This is a genomic window from Mucilaginibacter rubeus, assembly GCF_014643835.1.
In the GTDB taxonomy this organism is placed as follows: domain Bacteria; phylum Bacteroidota; class Bacteroidia; order Sphingobacteriales; family Sphingobacteriaceae; genus Mucilaginibacter; species Mucilaginibacter rubeus.
Genome location: NZ_BMKD01000002.1, coordinates 838,322 through 862,055, shown reverse-complemented (window position 1 = coordinate 862,055; position 23,734 = coordinate 838,322). Strand labels below are relative to the sequence as shown.

At 44.5% G+C, this 23,734-nt stretch carries 19 protein-coding genes; 17 read left to right on the top strand and 2 right to left on the bottom strand.

Translation table 11 applies throughout. The features are described 5' to 3' along the window. The first annotated feature begins 10 nt into the window (after positions 1–10). The 6 genes from IEX80_RS10155 (at position 11) to IEX80_RS10130 (ending at position 8,873) form a co-directional block, all read left to right on the top strand. Positions 11–1,510 (top strand): DUF5689 domain-containing protein, encoded by a 1,500-nt coding sequence (locus IEX80_RS10155; RefSeq protein ID WP_176627725.1) that lies wholly within the window; start codon positions 11–13, stop codon positions 1,508–1,510. Positions 1,511–1,611: 101 nt separating this feature from the next. Further along, a complete protein-coding gene (locus IEX80_RS10150) occupies positions 1,612–3,027 on the top strand; it encodes a calcineurin-like phosphoesterase C-terminal domain-containing protein (protein ID WP_176627724.1) in 1,416 nt (471 codons plus the stop codon). Between the two features lie 61 nt (positions 3,028–3,088). Next, on the top strand, positions 3,089–3,922 hold the full coding sequence (locus IEX80_RS10145) for a glycerophosphodiester phosphodiesterase (RefSeq protein ID WP_229701584.1): 834 nt from the start codon (positions 3,089–3,091) through the stop codon (positions 3,920–3,922). Positions 3,923–4,091: 169 nt separating this feature from the next. Beyond that, positions 4,092–5,492 carry an alpha-L-fucosidase gene (locus tag IEX80_RS10140; protein WP_090533375.1) on the top strand — a complete coding sequence of 467 codons (1,401 nt, stop codon included), beginning with the start codon at positions 4,092–4,094 and terminating at the stop codon, positions 5,490–5,492. Positions 5,493–5,646: 154 nt separating this feature from the next. Beyond that, positions 5,647–8,121: a glycoside hydrolase family 95 protein gene (locus tag IEX80_RS10135; protein ID WP_229701583.1), complete on the top strand. Its 2,475-nt coding sequence runs from the start codon at positions 5,647–5,649 to the stop codon at positions 8,119–8,121. After that, a complete protein-coding gene (locus IEX80_RS10130) occupies positions 8,118–8,873 on the top strand; it encodes an SGNH/GDSL hydrolase family protein (protein WP_090532904.1) in 756 nt (251 codons plus the stop codon). Before IEX80_RS10135 ends, IEX80_RS10130 begins: the two co-directional genes overlap by 4 nt. A gap of 7 nt (positions 8,874–8,880) precedes the next feature. Here the strand turns inward: IEX80_RS10130 and IEX80_RS10125 are convergent, their stop codons facing one another. Then, entirely contained in the window at positions 8,881–9,147 is a 267-nt protein-coding gene (locus tag IEX80_RS10125) for a CHC2 zinc finger domain-containing protein (protein ID WP_139160036.1), read from the bottom strand. 347 nt (positions 9,148–9,494) lie between these two features. Between IEX80_RS10125 and IEX80_RS10120 the strand changes: the two genes are divergently transcribed. From IEX80_RS10120 to IEX80_RS10105, 4 genes are all read left to right on the top strand, one after another. Then, positions 9,495–9,944, top strand: coding sequence for a GNAT family N-acetyltransferase (locus IEX80_RS10120; RefSeq protein WP_090532901.1), 450 nt, complete (start codon positions 9,495–9,497; stop codon positions 9,942–9,944). Positions 9,945–10,063: 119 nt separating this feature from the next. Next, the gene (locus tag IEX80_RS10115) at positions 10,064–10,234 is read left to right on the top strand and encodes a hypothetical protein (protein ID WP_175490077.1); all 171 of its coding nucleotides are present in this window, start codon (positions 10,064–10,066) and stop codon (positions 10,232–10,234) included. A 60-nt stretch (positions 10,235–10,294) separates the two neighbouring features. Then, a complete protein-coding gene (locus tag IEX80_RS10110) occupies positions 10,295–10,768 on the top strand; it encodes a Dps family protein (protein ID WP_090532899.1) in 474 nt (157 codons plus the stop codon). A 516-nt stretch (positions 10,769–11,284) separates the two neighbouring features. Further along, the gene (locus IEX80_RS10105; RefSeq protein ID WP_090532897.1) at positions 11,285–13,045 is read left to right on the top strand and encodes an alpha-L-rhamnosidase-related protein; all 1,761 of its coding nucleotides are present in this window, start codon (positions 11,285–11,287) and stop codon (positions 13,043–13,045) included. Positions 13,046–13,049: 4 nt separating this feature from the next. Here the strand turns inward: IEX80_RS10105 and IEX80_RS10100 are convergent, their stop codons facing one another. Next, complete coding sequence (locus IEX80_RS10100) at positions 13,050–13,421, bottom strand: VOC family protein (protein WP_188832784.1); 372 nt, start codon at positions 13,419–13,421, stop codon at positions 13,050–13,052. Between the two features lie 158 nt (positions 13,422–13,579). Between IEX80_RS10100 and IEX80_RS10095 the strand changes: the two genes are divergently transcribed. The 7 genes from IEX80_RS10095 to IEX80_RS10065 all read left to right on the top strand — a co-directional run bounded on the left by IEX80_RS10095 (position 13,580) and on the right by IEX80_RS10065 (position 23,498). Continuing rightward, positions 13,580–14,215 carry a (2Fe-2S)-binding protein gene (locus IEX80_RS10095; protein ID WP_090532893.1) on the top strand — a complete coding sequence of 212 codons (636 nt, stop codon included), beginning with the start codon at positions 13,580–13,582 and terminating at the stop codon, positions 14,213–14,215. Continuing rightward, on the top strand, positions 14,212–15,204 hold the full coding sequence (locus IEX80_RS10090) for an FAD binding domain-containing protein (protein WP_090532891.1): 993 nt from the start codon (positions 14,212–14,214) through the stop codon (positions 15,202–15,204). The genes IEX80_RS10095 and IEX80_RS10090 overlap by 4 nt, the downstream gene beginning before the upstream one ends. 40 nt (positions 15,205–15,244) lie before the next feature. Then, positions 15,245–17,377, top strand: coding sequence for a xanthine dehydrogenase family protein molybdopterin-binding subunit (locus tag IEX80_RS10085; protein WP_090532889.1), 2,133 nt, complete (start codon positions 15,245–15,247; stop codon positions 17,375–17,377). A 14-nt stretch (positions 17,378–17,391) separates the two neighbouring features. Then, positions 17,392–18,531 (top strand): XdhC family protein, encoded by a 1,140-nt coding sequence (locus IEX80_RS10080; RefSeq protein WP_176627716.1) that lies wholly within the window; start codon positions 17,392–17,394, stop codon positions 18,529–18,531. A gap of 456 nt (positions 18,532–18,987) precedes the next feature. Continuing rightward, positions 18,988–20,280 carry an NAD(P)/FAD-dependent oxidoreductase gene (locus IEX80_RS10075; protein ID WP_188832783.1) on the top strand — a complete coding sequence of 431 codons (1,293 nt, stop codon included), beginning with the start codon at positions 18,988–18,990 and terminating at the stop codon, positions 20,278–20,280. Positions 20,281–20,972: 692 nt separating this feature from the next. Then, entirely contained in the window at positions 20,973–22,517 is a 1,545-nt protein-coding gene (locus tag IEX80_RS10070; protein WP_090532885.1) for a carboxylesterase/lipase family protein, read from the top strand. 87 nt (positions 22,518–22,604) lie between these two features. After that, positions 22,605–23,498 carry a flavin reductase family protein gene (locus IEX80_RS10065; protein ID WP_090532884.1) on the top strand — a complete coding sequence of 298 codons (894 nt, stop codon included), beginning with the start codon at positions 22,605–22,607 and terminating at the stop codon, positions 23,496–23,498. The last annotated feature ends 236 nt before the right edge of the window (positions 23,499–23,734 follow it).

Sequence of the window (23,734 nt, the reverse complement as noted above, 5' to 3'; positions counted from 1 at the left end):
GATCCATAAAATGAAAAAAGTATATTTATTACTGGTGCTTGCAATGGCCGCCGGTATAAGTTCATGTAAAAAGAATAACTATGCCGAAGGTACATTAAGCCCCATCATAGCAGTTGTTGACCTTCGCGCTATTTACAAAGGCTCGGATGTTGTGCTGAACAGCAACAACATGGGTGGGGCTAAGGAAATAGTGGGTGTAGTAATATCAAATGCGGCGGCAGGTAACAGTCCGGCCGGCGTATTGGTGGTACAAAATAACCGCCGCAATGCTGTACGAGGTATTTCTCTTGAAATAGGCAGCGCAGCTGCAAATTATGTTCCGGGCGATTCGGTAATAGTGCAAGTTGATGGCGCTACACTTACCAAAGTAAATGGCAGTATGCGTGTTAAAGGTCTTACTGAAACATCAGTAAGTAAAGTTGCCGATAACAGACCTATCAAAGTACAATCTGTTCCGTCAGCTACTTTACTGGCTTCGCCGGACGTTTATGAAGGCACGCTGGTTACTATAGCCAAAGCGGTTACTGATCCGGAGCCGCAGCAGGGCGAAACCTACGCGGGTGATAAAACACTTAATGATGGTTTTGGCAAAATAACCATGCATACAGAGGCAAACGCTGCTTTCGCAAGTACCGAATTGCCGTTCAGCGCTAATTTTACAGGTATCCCGTTTGCGGTAACATCTGGTACGGATACCAGGTTGCAGCTTTGGCCGCGTACTATTGATGATGTGTTTACACTTGCGGCAACCAAGCCATCGCCGATTATTATAACCGGATACCTTACAAATCCTTCGGGCAGCGATGGTAATTATGAATATATTCAGTTCAAGGCAATTAAGGATATCGATTTTTCGGTAACCAATTATGCCGTGGTAACCTGTAATAACGCGGGTACCAACCCGGCACCTGCCAATGGCTGGGCGCAAGGTTTGGCAAAAACTTACAAGTTTAACCTTACATCAGGCACAGTTAAAAAAGGCCAGTTCTTTTATGTAGGTGGTAACAAAAATATCTGGGGCAAAGGCTCAACCGATATCAGTTCATCAAACTGGATCAACAGCACGATGTATGCCGAAATACCGGGTGCTGATTTTGGTAACGTAACTACTAACCTGTTAGCTAACAGTGGTAACGTTGCGGGTATAGCGGTATTTAGCGGCACAACTGTTACGGCTTCAAGTGTCCCTCTGGACGTGATCATGTATGGTGGCGGTGGTACCGTGTACTCTGCTGGCCCGCCGGAAATTGGTTACCGTATTACCAATACCGATTACTATAGTACCATTAACCCGGTAACCCGTACAGACCAGGGCTTTTATGGCGGTGGTACCAATACCTCAAAGCTCACCTTGCCAACTGATGGCCTATTTTGCCAGTTGGGTGGCGTTTACGATGCACTTACCGGCAGGTGGGTAACCGGCAGGACAGTGACCAGCGTTACACTTACACTAACATCGCCAATTACTGCTATTGAAACAGCTACTGGCGTAACAACGATTCAGAACTAAAACCTTACCCCAACCCCTCTCCAAAAGAGAGGGCTTTACAATTTCATCTGTTAAAGTCCTCTCCTTTGGAGAGGATTTAGGTGAGGTCAAAATATCATCAAATGAACAGAAGATCATTTTTACAGGGCGTAGGCCTTATAACCGGCGGCGCGTTCATCTCGCTGCGTGCCAATGCTCTTACTCAAATATTAAAAGGGGATACAGTAAAAGGCCGTGTCACCGCAGGCAAAAAAGGAATTAAAGGAGTGATAATATCCGACGGTTTTTCGGTAGTTATTACTGATGACAAAGGTAATTACGAACTTACTCCAAATGAAAAAGCCAAAAGCATTTTCATGAGCACGCCATCGGGGTACGAGTTTAAAACAGACTATAACGTAGCCAAACATTACGAAAACATAGGCGATAGTTCGCATTTTGATTTTAAGCTGGAGCCCTTAAAAGTTGACGACAGTAATCACCATTTCATTATCTGGGCCGATCCGCAGGTGAAAAACAAAAAGGATGTTAAGCAGATGATGGACACGTCGGTTCCGGACACTATCGCTACCATAAAATCGTTGGGAAAAAATGCGTTGGTGCATGGTATTTGCGTAGGAGATATCGTGTGGGATAACCATGAGCTTTTCCCTGCATATAACGAGGCTGTGGCGCAAATGGGGATCCCGTTTTTCCAGGCTATAGGCAACCATGATATGGATTACCGTATGGGCGGAGACGAAACCTCGGATGTTACTTTTAAGCAGATTTATGGGCCAACTTATTATTCCTTTAACCGTGGTAAAGCACATTATGTAGTATTGGATAATGTTCGTTACCTGGGCATTGAGCGCGAGTATGACGGTTATATCACCGAAGATCAGCTAAACTGGCTGGCAAAAGATCTGCAATATGTAAAGAAAGATGAATTGCTAATCATTAACTTGCATATCCCTGTGTATAACCAGGTAAAGAATAATAAGGATTTTTATAAAGTGCTGGATGGCTTCAGCAATGTGCACATCATGTCGGGCCACACGCATTACCATGATAACAATATCACCAACGCCATTTTTGAACATAATCATGGCACCGTATGCGGCGGCTGGTGGACAGGCCCCATATGCGTTGATGGCACCCCGCGAGGTTATGGTGTGTACTCAGTAAATGGCACCGAATTAAAGTGGTACTATAAATCTACAGGGTTACCGGCCGAAAATCAGATCAGTGTTTATGCAGAAAAATTAACCGACCAGATGCGCCTGATTGCTAATGTTTGGAACTATGACCCGCAATGGAAGGTGGTGTATTATTTAGATGACAAACCAATGGGAGCCCTAACAAAAGAACAGGGATATGACCCCTTATCAGTAAGTTTGTATAAAGGCGATCAATTACCTGCAGGCCGTCATTTTGTGGAACCTCATGAAACCGGGCACCTGTTTGTGGCGCACTTTGATCCGTCGGTTAAAAAGGTTAGGGTTGAGGCTACGGATCGTTTTGGGAATAAATATACAAGCGAATTAGATGCAAAATAAATTGAACATTGTTGCCGGAATAAGTCTTATCTTGTTATCAGGTTTTACCGTTGTCAAAAAAATGGAATTTAAAAACGCGGATTTTCCTTCATTCAGCGCCGAAGCGCATCGCGGCGGCAGGGGACTGAGGCCCGAAAACACCATTCCGGCAATGAAAAACGCCATTGATCTTGGTGTTGTTACCACGCTGGAGATGGATACGCACGTTACCGCGGATGGGCAGGTGGTTTTATCGCATGATGAATACATCAATCCGCTGTTTTCGCTTACGCCCGATGGTAAGGAGATCAGCAAGGAGGAAGCAAAAAACCTGATCCTCTATAAAATGAAATATGAGGATCTGAAAAAATATGATGTAGGCTCAAAGCCGTACAGCAAGTTTCCGCGCCAGCAGAAGATCAAAACCTATATGCCGCTGCTGTCTGAATTAATTGATTCGGTTCAGAATTATATTAAGGTAAATCATAAAAAGCCGGTATTCTACAACATCGAAACCAAATGCTCACCAGAAGGGGATGGTATTTATAATCCAAGCCCGGATGAATTCGCGGAGCGTTTGATGGCTGTTTTGATCGAAAAGAAAATCCTGCCTTACGTGGTGATCCAGTCATTTGATAGACGCACGCTACAGATCATCCACAAAAAATATCCTGATGTACGTACTTCCTATCTTATCGAAAACAAAAAAACGTTTGAAGATAATATGGCCGATTTGGGCTTTACCCCATTCATCTACAGCCCGGACTATAAACTGGTTGATGCCAACCTGGTAAAGAAATGCCATGATGCAAAGATTAAAGTACTACCATGGACAGTAAATACCAAAAAGGAAATAGAACAACTCAAAAGTTTAGGTGTTGATGGTGTGATTACGGATTATCCGGATTTGTTTTAGTGAAACAACCTGCCGCCACTCGGCTGGAGCCGAGCGGCGGCATATGTTTTTATCCTCGCCACGCCAAATAAGCTGAATGTAATGTCAATTTTCGATAATCTAAACATTAAATTTAAATGTGATATTGCGATTGTTAAAACGTTTTATCAATTTAACCAACAACCCAATCATGTTTAAATTAAGAGCTATATGCTTAGCAGCCTTTTGTGCGGCTTCACTCTCACTAAAAGCACAAACAGCGCAGCAGCCTGTAAAACCGCTTGCCCAGCTTCAGCAGGAATTTGTCGACCTGCGTTTTGGCATGTTTATCCACTTTAACATCCCAACCTATATGGATCAGGACTGGGCCGATCCGGAAGCATTGCCAACCATCTTCAATCCAAAAAAACTCAATTGCGATCAATGGGCAAAGGCGGCAAAATCGGCCAACATGACTTACGGTTGTATCACTACCAAACATCACAGCGGTTTTTGTATCTGGGATACCAAAACAACCGATTATAACGTAATGAACAGTCCGCTGAAAAAGGATGTGGTTAAAGAATATGCCGATGCGTTCAGGGCTAACGGTTTAAAAGTGTTCCTGTATTATTCTATTCTGGATACCCATCACAGGTTAAGGCCAAACATGATCACGCCAAAGCATATTGAAATGGTAAAAGCACAGATCACAGAACTGATGACCAAATACGGCGAGGTTTCTGCATTGATCATTGACGGATGGGATGCCCCATGGTCCAGGATCTCGTATGATGATGTTCCGTTTGAAGAGATCTACACACTGGTAAAATCATTACAGCCAAACTGCCTCGTAATGGACCTTAACGGAGCCAAATACCCCGCCGAGGGCATGTATTATACCGATATCAAAACTTATGAAATGGGTGCAGGGCAACGTGTATCAACTAAAGATAACCGCATGCCGGCCATTGCCTGTTTACCGCTGCAGTCAACCTGGTTTTGGGAAACAAAGCACCCGGCAGCCCAGGTTAAAGAACCTGCCAAGTTGGTTAATGATATCCTGAAACCGTTGAACAACGTTGACTGCAATTTTATCCTGAATGTAGCGCCTAATCGCGATGGCTTGTTTGACGATAACGCCCTTGCCGCGCTTAAGGAGATCGGCAAGCTTTGGAAAAACGAAGGTCCGCTTGCTAAACTCTCTCAACTGGATGCGCCTATCATCTCATCAAATATTGCTAAAAATCAACCGGCAAGTTCAAGCTGGAGCGATGATTCGGCCATTATGGATTTTGCGAACGATGATGATTTTCATAGTTCATGGGTATCAAACCCAACAGTTAAGAATCCATGGTACGAGATCGACTTTAAGAAAGACCAGGCCCTGAATACCATTGTTATTGCCGAAGAAAAGCCGAATATTTCACATTACCGTTTAGAATATTACCTTAACGGAAGCTGGAAGCCATTGTTTGACGGTGAGAATGCTAACAAGATTAAAGTTCATCGTTTTGACAGGGTATGGGCTGGTAAAGTACGGATCTCGATAGATAAGGCCGATCACCAGGTATCAATAGCCGAGTTCCAGGTTTATAACGAAAGAAGATAATTACACAATAACTAACTACTAACTGATGAGAGCCCGCCCGCAAAGCGGGTTTTTTTATTGAGCACTAACCGTTTTGGATATAAAAATGCCAATAAGCATTATTTTTTATAGATATCCCGTTGTTATACTTGTAAAAACAATTGTAACCTATTTTATGAACCAAGCTCTGAAAGCAGCACTCCTGTCTGCAGTTTTACCACTATGCATGCAACTGGTTGCGTTTAACGCAAACGCCCAAAACAATACTTTATGGTATAAACAACCCGCAAAGGTATGGACGGAAGCCTTGCCCATAGGCAACGGCCGGTTGGGTGCCATGGTTTTTGGAGGGGTTAATGATGAATTGCTGCAGCTCAATGAATCAACTTTATGGTCGGGTGGGCCGGTGAAGCAAAATGTAAATCCCGGTGCATTTCAGTATTTGGCCCAAGTGAGGGAGGCATTATTTAAAGGCGATTATCAAAAGGCGCATGAACTGACAAAAAAGATGCAGGGTTTGTACTCTGAAAGCTATCTGCCTATGGCCGATTTGCATATCAAACAATCATATAATGGAGTTAACAGTGCAAACTATTACCGCGACCTGAATATCGGTAATGCTGTTGCCACAACAAAATATACGATTGGCGGTGTAAACTATAAACGCGAGATTTTTGCTTCGGCACCCGATAAGGTGATCGTGATCCGGTTTACTGCCGATAAGCCTAAACAGTTAAATCTTAAAATAAATACTAACAGCCAGCTCAGGTTTCAAAAAGAGGTGCTGAATAAAAATATACTACAATTAAGCGGCAAGGCCCCAGCACATGTTGAGCCAAGCTATGTTGATTCAAAAAATCCCATAGTTTATGCCGATGATGATAAGTGCCGGGGTATGCGTTATGAGGTGTTGGCAAAGGCCGTAAGCAGTGATGGTAAAATAACTGCCGATACAAGCGGGATCACCGTAAAAGGGGCATCAAGTTTAACGCTGTATGTTACCGCAGCCACCAGTTTTAAAGCATACAACCAATGCCCTGATGGCGACGAAAAGGTTGCGGCCAAATACCTTGATAAAGCTGCTGCCAAACCTTATGCACAGTTGCTCGCCGCCCACCTGACCGATTATCATCGTTTTTTTAACAGGGTAAGCCTTAAAATTAACGATAACAAGGGCAGTCATGCCGAATTGCCTACTGATGAACGACTTGCGCTTTACAATAAGAATCATGGTACTGATCCTGGCATTGAAGCTTTATATTTTCAATATGGCCGTTACCTGTTGATAAGCAGCTCCAGAACACCGGGCGTTCCTGCTAACCTTCAGGGCATCTGGAATAAAGAATTACGTGCACCATGGAGCTCAAACTATACCAGCAACATCAACGTGCAAATGAACTACTGGATGGCAGAGGATTGTAACCTGTCTGAAATGCACCAGCCTTTATTTGAGCTGATCAAAGGATTGTCGGAAACGGGCGCTGGTGTTGCTAAAGATTTCTACCATGCTAAGGGCTGGGTAACCCACCATAATACAGATATCTGGGCTTTGGCTAACCCCGTAGGCGACCTTGGTCATGGCGACCCTAAATGGGCAAACTGGGCAATGGGTGGCGACTGGCTAACCCGTCATCTTTGGGAGCACTATTTATATACCGGCGATAAAGCGTTTTTAAAAAATACAGCTTACCCTTTAATGAAAGGCGCCGCCGAATTTACTTTTGATTGGTTAGTGCCCGATGGTCAGGGCCATTTGGTAACTGCACCGTCTATGTCGCCCGAAAATGATTTTATTTATGCTGAGGGTAAAACCGGGGATGTTTCTGTTTCTACTACAATGGATATGGGCATCATCCGCGATCTGTTTGATAACCTGATAGCAGCAACTAAGGTACTGGGCGTTGATGCAGCTTTCAGGGATTCGCTTATCGCCAAAAAAGCTAAACTGATCCCGTATCAGATAGGCAGTAAAGGCCAATTGCAGGAATGGTACAAAGACCAGGAATCGCCTGACCCGCATCACCGCCATGTATCGCATTTATATTCGGTTTACCCGGCTAATGAAATTTCGATAGCTACAAATCCTGAGTTGGCAGCCGCGGCTAAAAGATCGTTAGAGTTACGCGGTGATGAAAGCACCGGCTGGAGCCTGGCCTGGAAAGTAAACCTTTGGGCCCGGTTGAGAGATGGCAACCATGCCTACAAACTTTACCGCGATCTGCTGCGCTTAACCGGCGAAAGTGGATACAACTACAGCGAGGGTGGGGGCCTCTATCCAAATATGTTTGATGCCCATCCGCCGTTCCAGATTGATGGAAATTTTGGTGGCACCTCTGGTTTGGCCGAAATGCTGCTGCAAAGCCAGAACGGTAATGTACACCTGCTACCTGCATTGCCCGATGCCTGGGCAAATGGTGAAATTAAAGGTTTGGTAGCAAGGGGCGCATTTGTAGTTGACATGAAATGGGCAGCGGGCAAGGTTGTGACCGCCGATATTTTATCAAAAGCAGGAGGCACCTGTCGTGTTTTATCTAAATCTAAACTGACAGTTAAAGGTTTAAGTGTTACTCCTGTTAAAATAAAAGAGGGGTATGAGTTGGTGATCAATACAGAAAAAGGCAAATCATACCAGTTAGTAAGCAGCTTATGAGTAACAGCAGGAGAGATTTTTTAAAGAAAGCATCGCTGGCCGGAGCCGCGGTGGTGGCAGCACCAGGATTGGCATCAGCATCTGGCACAGATGATAAATATCTTCCCGATGATGGCGTAGGCAAAACCTTCCTGTTTCAAGGTGATTCGATAACCGATGGCGGTCGTAGTTATGATAAAGACTGGAACCATGTTTACGGGCAGGGCTATGCTTACCTGATAACCGCCCGCATTAATTTTGACTATCCCGGCCGTGATTACCAATTTTTTAACAGGGGCATTAGCGGGAATACCGTAAATGACCTTGCAGCACGCTGGCAAAAGGATACGTTGGATATTAAGCCCGATGTATTAAGCATACTGATAGGCATTAACGATGTGCACAGGGTAATTATGCAGGGCGATAAAGCAACCGCCAAAGATTTCGCCAATGCTTATGATAGGATGTTAACACAAACCAAAGCTGCGTTACCCGACGTTAAGCTGATCATGTTAGAGCCTTTTATTTTACCAGTTGGTATGGTAAGCAAGAACCCGGAGCTATGGACAACTGAAGTTCAAAAACGACAGGTTATGGTTAACTCACTTGCTTCAAAATTTAACGCCATTTTTGTGCCTTTGCAGGATGTGTTTAATAAGGCCTTGCAAAAAGCCAAAGCTGAGCATTGGATCTGGGATGGTGTTCATCCCATGCCGGCAGGGCATGAACTTATTGCCCGGGAGTGGATGAAGGCGGTTAAAAAGCTGTATTAAGTTTTCCCTAATTAGTTCCCGCAATCATTTGAATTGCCTCTTCGCGGGTTTTGTGTTCAATGGCCATTACAAATTCAACAGGGCCGCCGCCTTTACCGCAGCCAAAGCATTGAAAAATATTTTTTTCGGGCGATACCATCAGGGAGGTTGCCTGGTCTTTATGGAAAGGGCAGCGGCCTTTTAAATTTCTCCGGCTTTCTTCAAGCAACACATATTTTGAAACAATTCGTACAAGATCGACCTGTACCGGCGACAGGGAATGAGATGCAGACATGTTGGGTAATAGAATGATTAATTTATCAGGCTGCGAAAATAATTTTTTACCAGGTTGCAATAAGGGATTGTTGAAAAAAATGTGATTTCAACGGGATAAGGTAATGCCTCTTTATTACAAGTGGCAGTTTATATAGCAACTGGGCATCACTTTTATTTAGGCGCCCACATGCTAAGTTGATGGATGTTTAACAGATGGCTTGTTCTGTGCATTCCCAAAACAAGTTCGGTATGACTTTTTTTAAGTAACTGGCCATACTTTCTGCTTTTCTCAGAAATATTTACTTTAGCGACACAAGCAAATCGGCAAAAAAACTTTGCGCCTTTGCGAGAGAAAAATCAAACACCATGAACTACACTCAAATTTGCAAAGCTTTTAACGATTTAACCGTTACCGAGTTGTACCAATTACTAAAGCTCAGGAGCGAGGTATTTGTAGTTGAACAAAATTGTGTGTTTTTAGACACCGATGATAAAGACTACGCTTGCCACCATCTGTTATTGTTTGATGATGATCAGGAACTGGTGGCTTATGCCCGTATTGTACCCGCGGGTAAATCATATGCCGAAGCATCAATTGGGCGTATAGTTAGCAGCAAAAAAGTACGCGGTACAGGTGTAGGTAAAATACTAACCCAGGCCGCTATCGATCAAACTAAAAAGATCTATGGGGATGTGCCTATCCGGATAGGGGCACAGTACTATGCTGTCAAGTTTTATGAACAGTCGGGCTTTAAAATTGATGGTGAAATTTATGATGAAGATGGTATCGACCATATTGAAATGATCCTGTCCTGATAGATCTCTACCTGAAAAGAGCGTTGATGATTGCCGTTGCCCGCTTCACTAATTTGATGCAGTTGTAAATGTGGTACTGACTAAATTGTATGATGACACTTCCAAAAAAACTACATAGCATGAAAGTCATAATCTGCGGGGCGATGGTGTTTATCACGCCTGTACTGTCATCTATTGGTTGGGATTTGTCATACACATACCATGATCATCATGCACTGTTTATTTTTTACTTTGAGGTAACCGCATTTACGTTATATTGGCCCAGTAAAAACACAGTTCAGCATGTGTAAGCATTCGCCCCAATATGAATAAGTTATAACAAGAAATAGCAATCACAAATTACATATATCATGAAAACAAACATCGGAATTAACGAAGCCGACCGCCAGGTCGTTTCAGATCAGTTAGCCAAATTATTAGCCGACGAATTTGTACTGTACACCAAAACCCGTAATGCCCACTGGAATATTGAAGGTCCCGACTTTCATTCAATGCATGTGTTTTTTGAACAGCAATACAACGAGCTTGATGAAATTATGGACAGCGTGGCCGAACGCATCCGTAAGATAGGCCATTACGCGCCTGCTACTTTAACCCAATTATTACAACTTACCCATTTAACCGAAAAACTTGATCATAAAAATGATAGCCTTGGTTTTTTGAAAGAATTGCTTGAAGACCATGAAAGCATCATCGAGTTTATCCGCGGTAATATCGATCCTTTTGTTAGCAAGTACAATGATGCCGGTACCAGTGATTTTATTACCGGCCTTATGGAAACACATGAAGGCATGGCCTGGATGCTGAGGTCACATTTCAGATAAGATCCCCGTTTAAATTACACTTTTCGGCTCATATGGTCTTCCGGATGCAAACGGAAGACCGTGAGCGGAACGTAAAATGATTATGTCTGCAATATTATTCGGCCTGCTCATGGTGAGTTTAGTTGCAGATGATAATCCTATTGCCATGCAAACCTTTTGCACCTTCGGCACATTTTTTACTTGTTCCTGAAGTAAGATCTCCAGAGGAGAGCGTTAAATACAATCGATAATATAATGTATTAAAAAAGATAGTACAGGATGCCAGATCATGATGAAAGCGTTAGTATTGTTTAATTATAAACTTACCAGCTTTTACGATAAATCTGTATCATTTGGTATTTAGTCTTCGGTAATATCTTCAAAGAAAGCGCGGTTAACGAACTTGAATCGATGAAAAAGACTATGTTTAACCGGGCAACTAATAAAGCAGTGCGAAATACACCTTTGCTGTGGCATTTTCCATTGTGTACCTTCTTCAGAGGGAAATTATAAAAGTAGGCAAAAAGGTATTTTCACATGAAGAAAATCATCGGTATACTCATATTGACTATCATCTGTTTTATTTGCAAGGCCCAAAAGCTTCCTCCGGTTTTTGATGCTAAGCGATCTGCCGAAGCGCAATCGACAGAAACGGTGAGGAAATATCTTTCTCCGATCCGCATCCTTTGGAAATCGGCTGATGCCGCTACCAATATTATCAATGCCGAAAAACTGCTGAAGCAAGGTGATGGACAAGCCAATCTTTCAGGTAATGACTTGTGCATTCTTCAAAGTAATGAAAAGGGAAAGCCCGGTTTATTGCTTGATTTTGGTAAGGAATTGCACGGCGGTTTGCAATTGGTAACCGATCAGTCGAGGGGTGGCAAGCCGGTGAGGGTGCGTATCCGTTTTGGCGAATCGGCGAGCGAAGCTATGTCAGATATCGATACCATAAAAGGCGCTACTAACGACCACGCTATGCGCGACATGATCGTGTCCCTGCCATGGTTGGGTAAGCTGGAAATCGGCAACACCGGTTTTCGTTTTGTACGGATAGATTTGGTGGATGATAACAGTCAACTTAAGCTGAAAGAAGCAAGGGCCATTTTTGTTTACCGCGATATCCCTTACCTCGGCTCATTTAAATGCAGTGATACGTTGCTTAACAAAATCTGGCTTACCGGTGCGTACACCGTCCATCTTAACATGCAGGATTATCTTTGGGACGGAATCAAGCGCGATAAGCTGGTTTGGGTAGGTGATATGCATCCCGAAACATCAACCATTGCCGCTGTATTTGGCGATAATCCGGTGGTGTCAAAGAGCCTTGATCTGGCACGGAACACTACCCCTTTGCCGGGCTACATGAACGGGATGGTATCCTATTCCATGTGGTGGATCCTGATCCAACGCGATTGGTATATGCATACCGGTAATTTGAAATATCTGCAGCAGCAGAAAGCTTACCTGGTAAAGTTGCTGGATCAGTACGCTGTACAGGTTGATGCAAACGGCAGCGAAAAGCTGGACGGTGCCGGTCGGTTTTTAGACTGGCCATCGAGCGAAAATAAACCTGCTATTCATGCCGGCTTACAGGCCATGCTGGTGATGACCCTGAATGCCGGTGCCGAGCTCTGCAAAATATTGAAAGATCCGGCCACCGCCAAAAAATGCGAAGCCGCGGTTGCTAAACTAAAAAATAATGTGCCGGATGCCAGCGGTTCAAAACAGGCAGCAGCCTTATTGGGCTTATCGGGTTTACTCCCTGCCGAAAAAGCAAACGATATTCTTTCTAAAGATGGAGTACACAATTACTCAACGTTTTTTGGTTATTATATGCTGTTGACCAAAGCCAAAGCCGGCGACTACCAGGGTGGCATTGATGCTATCCGTAACTTTTGGGGACCGATGCTGAACCTTGGCGCTACTACTTTTTGGGAAGATTTTAATATCGACTGGCTGCCCAACGCTTCGCGGATAGATGAGTTGGTGCCCGATGGTAAAAAAGATATCCATGGTGATTATGGCGCTTATTGTTATAAAGGTTTCAGGCATAGCCTTTCGCATGGCTGGGCATCAGGGCCAACACCGTGGTTAACCGAGTATGTATTGGGTGTAAAGGTAATAGCGCCGGGTTGTAAGGTAATTAAGATTGAACCCCATTTGGGCGATCTGAGCTTTGTCGAAGGTACTTATCCAACGCCATATGGTATTGTGAAAATTAAACATGTTAAGCAGGCTGATGGTAAAGTGAAATCGGTGATTAATGCCCCAGCCGGGATTAGGGTAATTCAATAAATATCTACCGTTGCCGCTGGCAAAACCGTAAAGTATTGCCGTCAGTATCCGTAACATAAAACTCGCGCGTTCCCCAGGTTTGGTCGGTTGGTCCCTGGTGAACGGGCGATTCTTTTTTAACTGAGGTATCCAACCCGCGGGATAGGTAATATGTAAACCGGCTATCCATATCATTAACCCAAACATTTACCACCGAACCAAATAAGTGGTCGCTTTCATATACTGATAACTGCAGCTCTCCAAATTCGCTTATTAGGTCAATAACGCCGTCGTCAGCGGTGGCTTCTGGGTATTTGAGCCTGAAATCAAGCACGTTAGTGTAAAAACCAACGGCCTGGTGTAAGTCCCGGCATTTAAAAAGTGGGATCATTTTCATTGTGAAGTATTTGCTTAAAGTTAGCCCTAAACTTTTGTTAGAAGAAATATTAAAAGCGCAGCGATTGAATAATTGGATTTTTCATTGTTCAAAACAAATTTGTTACGGAGTTATTGATATTAAAAGTGCTATCTTGGTGTAATTATAAATCGCTGTATATGTCTACAACAAAGCCCTGCACTCCAACCGACGGCGAAGACAATTCAAACGGAACGCGCCGTGATTTTCTTAAGCAAACATCGCTGTTAACGGCCATTGCCTTAACACCGGGTACTGTAGTTAAAGCGGCCGAAAACCAATGGGATGAGAAACTTGCCGGCGTTTTTGAAAAGCAAGCCCTGCACCTGGAGGTGAACGGTGTAAAACATGAATTGATGGTTGAACCGCGCGTGACCTTGCTGGAAGTGCTGCGCGAATACCTCGACCTTACGGGTACCAAAAAGGGTTGCGACCGCGGCCAGTGCGGCGCTTGTACGGTGCATGTAAATGGCGTACGCGTTAACTCATGCCTAAGTCTTGCATTAACAAATGATGGTAAAAAGATAACCACTATTGAAGGCCTTGCCAAAGAGGAAGAGCTGCACCCTATGCAGGAGGCTTTTATTAAGCATGATGGTTTTCAATGCGGATATTGCACATCGGGACAGATCATGTCGGCTGTGGCTTTGCTTAAAGAAGGCCATTCCGGTTCTGAAACAGAGATCAGGGAGTTTATGAGCGGCAATATTTGCCGTTGCGGCGCTTATCCCAATATTGTTAAGGCTATTCAGGAAGTTAAAGGAGGTATGGTATGAACCAGTTTCAATACACACGACCAGCCGAAACGGCTGTCGCCGTTAAATCATTGGCAAAAGAACCAAACGGTTACTTTTTGGCAGGCGGAACCAATTTGGTTGATATGATGAAGATGGGATTGGTAGTACCGGATAAGTTGATTGATATTAACCGCCTCCCGCTTAAAAAGATAGAAAAAACGGCCACAGGTATGCACATCGGCGCTTTAGCCTCCAATAGTGAGGTTGCTGAGCACGCTTATATAAAGGCGCAATACCCGTTGCTGGCGCTGGCTATCAATGCCGGTGCTTCGCCGCAGCTGCGCAATATGGCTACCGTTGGGGGCAATCTTATGCAGCGCACCCGCTGTCCTTATTTTTTTGATACTGCCATGCCTTGCAATAAACGTACACCCGGAAGCGGTTGTGGAGCGTTGGAGGGGATTAATCGCATGCATGCCCTTTTTGGCGCCAGCGATAAATGTATTGCCGTTAACCCCAGTGATATGAATGTGGCGCTGGCCGCATTGGATGCCACCATCCACGTAACGGGTGTAAAAGGCCCGAGAGCCATTAAGATTGGTGATTTTCACCGCTTGCCAGGCGACCATCCCGAACTTGATAATACCCTGCAAAAAGGTGAGCTGATCACTTCAGTTGATCTGCCCACAGCATCATCTGCTTATAACAAACACGTTTACTATTTAAAAATCCGCGACCGTACATCATATGCCTTTGCCCTGGTTTCGGTGGCTGCTGCCTTGCATATCGAAAATAATACCATTACAGGCGCAAGGTTGGCGATGGGTGGGGTAGCACATAAGCCATGGCGTTTATCCACTGCCGAAACATTTTTAAAAGGTAAAGCTGTTAATGAAGATAATTTTAAGCATGCAGCGCAAATTGCCATGCAGGGAGCTAAAGCTTATGAGTACAACAAGTTTAAGTTAAAGCTTGCACCTAATGCTATTGTACAATCCTTAAAATTGGCCACCGGCCTTGCATCATAAATTAACAACTATTTAGCTAATAGATTTAATACTGATCTTCATGAAAAAAGACGCAATTGGCGATTCCTTAAGCCGTGTTGATGGCCGGTTAAAAGTAACCGGCGGAGCTAAATACAGCGGTGAGTATAAAGTCCCCAACCTCACCTATGGGGTGCTGGTATCGGCAACCATTGCTTCTGGTACAGTAACTGCACTTGATACCAGGTCTGCCGAGCGTGCGCCGGGGGTGCTTGCTGTCATTACGCCATTTAATGCGCCAAAAGTACCGGGTTATCAGGCCGGAGCCGAAAGGCCGGTACGCGGGCTTAAGTTATTTAATGATAATAAGATCTACTTTAACGCGCAACCCATCGCGCTGGTAGTTGCTGATACCTTTGAACGTGCTACCTATGCGGCAAGCCTGGTTAAAGCAACTTACAATACGGAGCCTTTTGAAACTGATTTTCATAAAAACATAGATAAAGGAGTAACCCCGCAAAAAGGTAATTATAAAGATTATGTGCGCGGTGAGGCAAATGCCTATAAAAATGCCCCGGTAATGGTTGAGGAGGAATATCTGCTTCCTACCGAAGTGCATAACCCTATGGAGTTGCACGTCACCACCGCTTTTTGGGATGGGGATGATAAGGTTACACTGTATACCAAATCGCAGGGGGTAAAAGGTTCCCAGCGATCCATTGCTGCGGCGTTCGGGCTTAACCCCGATAATGTGCAGATCAATTCGAGGTTTGTTGGTGGAGCTTTCGGCTCTTCATTACGTACCTGGCCACATGAAATTGCAGCCGCACAGGCAGCCAAGCTGGTAAAACGCCCGGTTAAACTTACACTTACCCGCGAACAGATGTTTACGCAGGTAGGTTATCGCCCTTTAACCATCCAAAAAATAGGACTGGGCGCAACTGCCGATGGTAAGCTGATTGGCATTACCCATGAATCGCATTCGCAAACGGCAGTGTATGAGGAATTTACTGAGGGGGCAGTAAATGTATCGCAGTTTTTATATAACAGCCCTAATGTAAATACGCTTTACAAGGTAGTGCCTTTAAATGTAGGCGTACCTGCGCCTATGCGCGGTCCGGGGGAGGCTACAGGTTCTTTCGCACTTGAATCGGCGCTGGATGAGTTATCTTACAAGCTTAACCTCGATCCCATAGAGCTAAGACTAAGAAACTATACCGATACCGATCCTGAACGGAACAAGCCATGGTCGAGCAAATACCTAAAGGAATGTTACCAGAAAGGGGCCGAGGCCATAGGCTGGGCCGATCGTAAAGCACAACCTGGTACCAATAAAGAGGGCGAATGGCTGGTAGGCTACGGGATAGGCTGCGGTGCGTTTGGTGCATACCGGGGCAATGCCATGGCTAAAATAAAGTTAATGGCTGATGGTAGCGTAAATATTCAGAGTGCGACGAGCGATATTGGCCCAGGCACCGGCACATCGATGGTATTGATAGCTGCTGATACTTTGGGGATTCCCGCGGATAAGATCACGTTTGAGCTGGGCAATTCGGCTTTTCCTAATGCGCCAACGCAGGGTGGATCGGCAACGGTATCATCTGTTGGTTCGGCGGTGCATGATGTGTGTGTGGCTTTAAAACAGAAGCTGTACACCATGGCCGGCAAACCTGCCGATAGTATGGAGCCTATTGATTACGTTGCTGTGTTAAAGCAAAACAATATGCCCTCGGTTGAGCTTACACAAGAATCAAAAGGCAATCCAGAAGCGCAAAAATATTCCATGTACTCGTTTTCGGCGCATTTTGCCAAAGTGCATGTACACCCGCTTACAGGGCAGGTAAAGATCAAGAAGATTGTAGCCTGTGTTGATGCCGGAAAAATAGTTAACCACAAAACCGCCAGCAGCCAGATGATTGGCGGCGCGGTTGGTGGCGTTGGCATGGCCATGACTGAAGAAGCTGTTTTTGATGAGCGTTACGGGCGCTACATTAACGGTAACTTTGCCGATTACCACGTGCCGGTAAATGCCGATATCCAGCAGATAGAAGCTATATTTATTGATAAGCCCGATCCGGTTTTGAATCCGGTAGGCACCAAAGGTATTGGCGAAATTTCGTTGATAGGGGTAGCTCCTGCTTTGGCAAACGCCATTTATAACGCTACGGGCAAAAGGGTAAGGGAACTGCCCATAACACCCGACAAACTGATATAGCTGTAAAGCTGCTGATGAAAGAGATCATTGATATTGTTGCTGCCTATGATGAGGCATATGCGCTGGGAAAAAAAACTGCCCTGGCTACTGTTGTATTGGTGGAAGGCTCTGCCTATCGTCGGGCCGGTGCACGTATGCTGATTACTGAGGACGGGCAACTTACCGGCGCCATCAGCGGCGGGTGTTTGGAAGGCGATGCCCTGCGCAAAGCCCGCCTGGTGATCCTGCAGCAGCAACCTTTACTGGTAACCTATGATACTACCGACGATGATGATGCCAAGCTGGGCGTAGGATTGGGTTGCAACGGTATTATCCATATTCTCATTGAACCCATAACCAGCGATATCAATAACCCAATTAGTCTGTTGAAAAATATCGTCAGCAATGGTCAGCATGCCGTACTTGCAACGGTATTTTCTATTAAAGACCGAAAAGCGCCACAGCCCGGTACCTGCCTTTGCCTTACCGAAGATAAACTTACGATAAGCCATCCCGGGCGCCTGCAATACCAGGTTACTTTGGTAAGTGATGCCGAAAGGGTACTGGAGGAACAGCGATCAGAAATACGGTTTTACCAGGCTGATACTGAATATACTGCCTTTGTAGAACATATTAAACCTGTGATTTCGCTCGTGATTGTTGGGGCAGGTAACGACGCAATTCCTTTAACACGGATAGCTGCGGTTTTAGGCTGGAATATTACCGTGATAGATGGCCGGCCTAATTATGCCATTAAGCAGCGCTTCCCGGTTGCTCAAAATGTTGTAACTGCCAAACCGGCTGAGGTATTATCAAATATAAAGATCAATGGTCGTACGGCTATTGTTATGATGACCCACAATTATAACTATGAGATAGCGCTGCTTAAAGAACTATTACCGACATCGTTACCTTATATCGGTATCCTCGGCCCCAAAAAGAAATTGGAGCGTATGCTGGCAGAAGTTGAACATGCAGGCATATCTATCAGCGAAGCACAAATGAACAACATCTATGGCCCGGTAGGCTTGGATATAGGCGCAGAGGGGGCCGAAGAGATAGCTTTATCGATTATGTCTGAAATTAAAGCGGTGTTATCAGCACGCCAGGGATATTCATTAAAATATAAACCCGCGCCTATTCATATTTCTAATCTTCAATACCTGGTTAAGTAGCCGTTAGGTATCAGGATTTGAAAGCTAAAAGCGGAACGCAAAAAGCGCTAAGCTTAAATCCAAAGATTGTCTATTAACTCTATTCAAATATTTTATATGAAATTAGTAGACTCTAAATAATTACTTTAGTTAGTTTTTCAAATCTTCTTCGAATTAACAGTTTTGGTTGCGATTTGTCATACTGCAATCATTAATTGTCCCGAACCGTAAAATAGACCAAAACATCAGAACTTTAGCCATTTTTAATCAGGTATTACTGCGCAATTTTGTATCGCATAGGTGAGGTAATGCAGCGGAATGGGTTGAGTTTTTAAGTGTGTAATATTTACACTAAGATGAGGCTGGTTGCCATAAACTTTAGTAAATTTATGTTAGAAAAACGAGGCAAATGAAGCCGGAATATTTTTCAGATCGGGACCTGATCCTGCTTTACCTGCCTATAAAATATTAAGTATCATGACAAGTATAACACCCCAGAGCGGCAAAAAAAAGATAGTAATTGTTGGCGGCGGTTTTGCCGGGCTTAACATTGCACAGCAGCTATATAAAAACAAGTATTATGATGTTACCCTGGTTGATAAAAATAACTACAATTATTTTACACCGCTGCTTTACCAGGTAGCAACCAGTTTCCTTGAACCATCAAGTATCAGCTATCCCTTCCGTAAGCTTTTCAGGGATAAAAGATTGAGTTTCCGTATGGCAGCCATGGTTAAGGTTGATCCTGCGGCAAAGATTCTTTATTTGAGTAATGGCGAGCTATCTTATGATTACCTCGTTTTCGCGGCCGGTGCAAGTACAAATTTTTACGGGATTGAGAGTATCAAACAAAATGCCATCTCCCTTAAAGAAATTGATGACGCGCTCCGAATGCGTAACAGCCTTATTAAAACAATGGAAAAGGCAGCCATTACTACCGATCCGATAGAGCGTCAAAAGCTTTTAACCATAGTAGTTGCCGGGGGCGGTCCAACTGGTGTTGAAGTAGCTGGTATGCTTGCCGAAATGAAAAACTATATCCTGAAAAAGGATTACCCCGAGCTAATGAATGCAAAAGGTAAAATTTACATAGTTGATGGCGGCCCTGATTTGCTTGCCCCCATGAGTGATAAAACCCACAAGGAAACCCGCCAGGCACTGATTGAGTTGGGTGTTGAAGTTAAATTAAATGCCCATGTAAACGATTTTAATAACGGTGTGATAACCTTTGCCGATGGTGAAACACTTGAAGCTAAAACCCTGATTTGGGCTGCCGGTATCATTGCCAATACTTTTGAGGGCATCCCTGCAAGTAGTTTAGGCATAGGCCGCCGCATGATCACTGATGAATATAACCGGGTTAAAGACCTTGAAGATATATACGCCATAGGCGATATCAGTGTGCAAATAACCGACCCGGTTTATCCCAAAGGGCACCCGCAACTGGCACAGGTTGCCATACAAATGGGACGCAATACCGCTAAGAACTTTATAGCCATGGCAAAAGGCAAAGCCATAAAACCATTTAAATATTTCGACAGGGGAGATATGGCCATTGTTGGCCGGCATAATGCCGTGGTCGACCTGTTTAAGCACAAGGTACACCTTAGCGGTATTGCGGCTTTATTTGTATGGCTATTTATCCACCTGATGTCCTTAGTGAATTATAATAATAAAATTAAAACTTTGTATAACTGGGCGGTGGCTTTTTTAACACGCGACCAGGCACTAAGGATGATATTTGGGAGCGGGGAGAGCCGGGCAGATTAATCGTCTGTATTAAATGGTTTGCTTATTACAGTTTTTCAAAAAAGGGGCAGTGCCTGGTGTAGGTTGCTGCCCCTTTTTGTTTCTTAAATAATGTGCAGGCGCGTTTGTGGCCAGAAACCATTGTAACAAATGGGCTGTCCCAATTTTTTGATTCCCGAAAAAAAAATGAAAAAAGGCCGGTGCTTCTTTTTTTTAAAATCCATGTGTTCCATTTTTTAAGTGTAAAATAACGGAACAGGTTAAAAATGTTATTCGTTGATAATCAGTGGTTTGTGTTTTTGCATGGAACATAGTTAAATTATTGATAATCAGTATTTAAAACTTTTTGGAGTATTTGTTTAGTGTTTCACCCTTAATCCAAACAGGGGCTGATTTTTTAGCATATTTTTATCCGTTTTTTGATGTTTTTTAGATGAGGCTAGTTGACGGAGTCTTGATGGTGACAAAGTACTGCCACCATTGCTTAAATCCGGGAAGATTAGCTTTGCGCTTATCTGTGTATATGACGAAGCTTCGCTTCGTCAGCCCCGAGGCTTGAGTAACTTTTATTACCGTGCACATGTGCCGCATGTGCTTTATCTGATATTAGTTTAGAGATACCCGCGAAACGCGCACCAGCACGGTAAAATACTTGTTTTCACAGTTGCGATTTAGCGGTTTAATGGTAGTTTTGAACAACCAATCGCAATTTTATGAGACGTTTAATTTTTATGCTTGCTTCAGTGCTTACTGTGGTAGCTGCCAATGCACAACCGGCTCCTGTTAAGGTAAATGAAGGGCTGCTGCAGGGTACCTTTGAAAATAGCCTCACAGTTTATAAAGGTATTCCATTTGCCGCTCCTCCGGTAGGCAAATTGCGCTGGTGCCCTCCGCAGCCCGCCGCGAAATGGGATGGTGTGCGCCTGGCGGACAGATTTGCCCCTGAACCCATGCAGGGGGGCAACCCTGTGTCGGGAAAAAGTGAAGATTGCTTGTACCTGAATGTTTGGACGCCTGCTAAATCGCCCGATAGCAAAATTCCGGTCCTTGTATGGATTTACGGCGGTGCTTTCAATGCAGGTGGCACTGCCGAATGGGCTTATAACGGTGCCAATCTGGCAAAAAAAAATGTAGTGCTGATAAGCATCGCCTATCGCGTGGGCCAGCTTGGATTTTTGGCGCACCCCGAATTAAGCGCCGAAAGCCCCAACCACGTTTCGGGTAACTACGGCCTTCTTGATATGATAGCGGCACTTAAATGGATTAAACAAAATATCGCGGCCTTTGGGGGCGATCCTGGCAAGGTAACTATTTTTGGCGAATCGGCAGGAGGCATCGCGGTTAGTATGTTATGTGCAAGCCCATTGGCTAAAGGACTGTTTCGCGGGGCTATTTCCGAAAGCGGGGGCTCATTCGGCCCAACGCGTACCACAACCTTTCCGGGCGAAAATATGAAAAAGCTGCATGATGCCGAGGCTGCCGGCGAAGCATATGCTAAAGGTGCCGGGTATCCCTCAATTGACAGTTTGCGAAAAGTTGATGCTGATAAGCTCCCTGCCGTACGCGGGCTTGCATGGCCCATTGTTGATGGTTGGGTGATTCCCGATGATCAGTACAGGCTCTACGAAGCCGGGAAGTACAACGACATACCGATACTGGTTGGTTATAACTCTGATGAAGGAGCCAGTTTTTCGCCGCCTAAAACTACGGATGACTATATCGCCGCAGTAAAAAACCGCTATGGAAAATTCGCCGATGAACTTATCAAGGCTTATCCGCCCGGCACAGGTACGGTAGCAAAAACCGCGCGCGACTTAACACGTGATGCGGCGTTTGGCTGGCATACCTGGAGCTGGGCTACATTACAGGCAAAAAGGGGTAAATCTAAGGTTTTTTATTATTATTTTGATCAACACCCCGAGTATCCGGCAGGTTCCCCGCAGACAGGTTATGGATCGCCGCATGCACAGGAAGTGGCTTACGTATTCGGCCTGCTTAATGCCTCAGGTGCGCAGGCTAAAGCAAACCTGGATATTTCGGATGCGATGAGTACTTACTGGACAAACTTTGCAAAGTATGGCGACCCCAATGGTGCCGGAAAGCCCGAATGGCCGGCCTACAGCCCTGCCCGTCCGGTAGTAATGTACTTTTCCCAAACGGCGCATACCGGCCCTGTTCCGGACCTTGCGTCGCTTAAAGTGTTGGATGCTTATTTCAGATGGAGGCGTTCGCCGGATGGCCAGGCCGGTGTTAAATAAAACGGGGGCGCCTGGCTCCTCGTAAAGGGTTGGTACCGGATTAAAGGAAATAGCTGGTTGGCCGATTAAGCTTTAAATAAAACTTGAATGAAGTTAAGAACTATTGATGCAGCATCGTTAACACCGGCGGAAATGCAGGTTTATCTGCACTATGCCATTGCACCCCGGCCAATATGTTTTGTATCCACTATCAACAAAAGCGGCGAGGTTAACTTAAGTCCGTTTAGTTTTTTTAATGTTTTTAGTATCAACCCGCCAATATGTGTTTTTTCGCCCACAAGCAGGGCGCGGGATAATACCACTAAGCACACACTCGAAAACGTTTTGGAAGTGCCTGAATGTGTGATCAATATTGTGAACTACGAGATGGTGCAACAGACCTATTTAACCAGTATGGATTACAAAAAAGGGGTAAACGAATTTGCAAAAGCGGGCTTTACCGAATTGGCTTCGGATACGGTAAAGCCACCGAGGGTAGCGGAGTCGACCGTTCAATTGGAATGTGCAGTGAATGATGTGATATCGTTAGGAAAAAACGGGGGCGCAGGTAATTTGGTTATTGCCGAGGTGAAACGGATCCATATCAGCGAAGCTATTTTGGACGCTAATGATAAAATAGACCCGCATAAAATAGATCTGGTGGCCCGTTTAGGCGGCGATTGGTATTGCAGGGTAACCAGTGATAATTTATTTAAAATTTCCAAACCAACAGGCAGCGCCGGCATAGGTATCGGTGTAGATGCTTTTCCAATAGAGGTTAAATACTCCAAAGTATTAACCGGGAATGATCTGGGGCTATTGGGGCTTGTTGAAACGCTGCCATCCCATGAGGAGGTAAGCGCTTTTAGCAAAACCGATGAAATGAAAGAACTGGTTGATGCTGCCACCAGTGACACCCACACTCTGCACCTGCATTTAAAAGCCAAACAATTGTTAGATAACGGCCGGGTAATGGATGCCTGGAAAGTGTTGCTAATGTAGTTTATTTAAGCCTTGCGATAGCTTTTATCGAAAGCTGAGGTCTTAAGCATTGTAAATTCAGCTTAACTTGGTCTAAGTTTAGCGATAGCGTAACTTAGACCTAAAACTATGCACGCATTTTGCCTGCGTAGTCCGACTGGCAGTAAAGTAATTACCACCGTCAAAAATTAAGCTGAAAGCTTAAATCATTTTAGGACGAAGTTACGCTATCGCTAAACTTCGACCAGTGGGGCGGA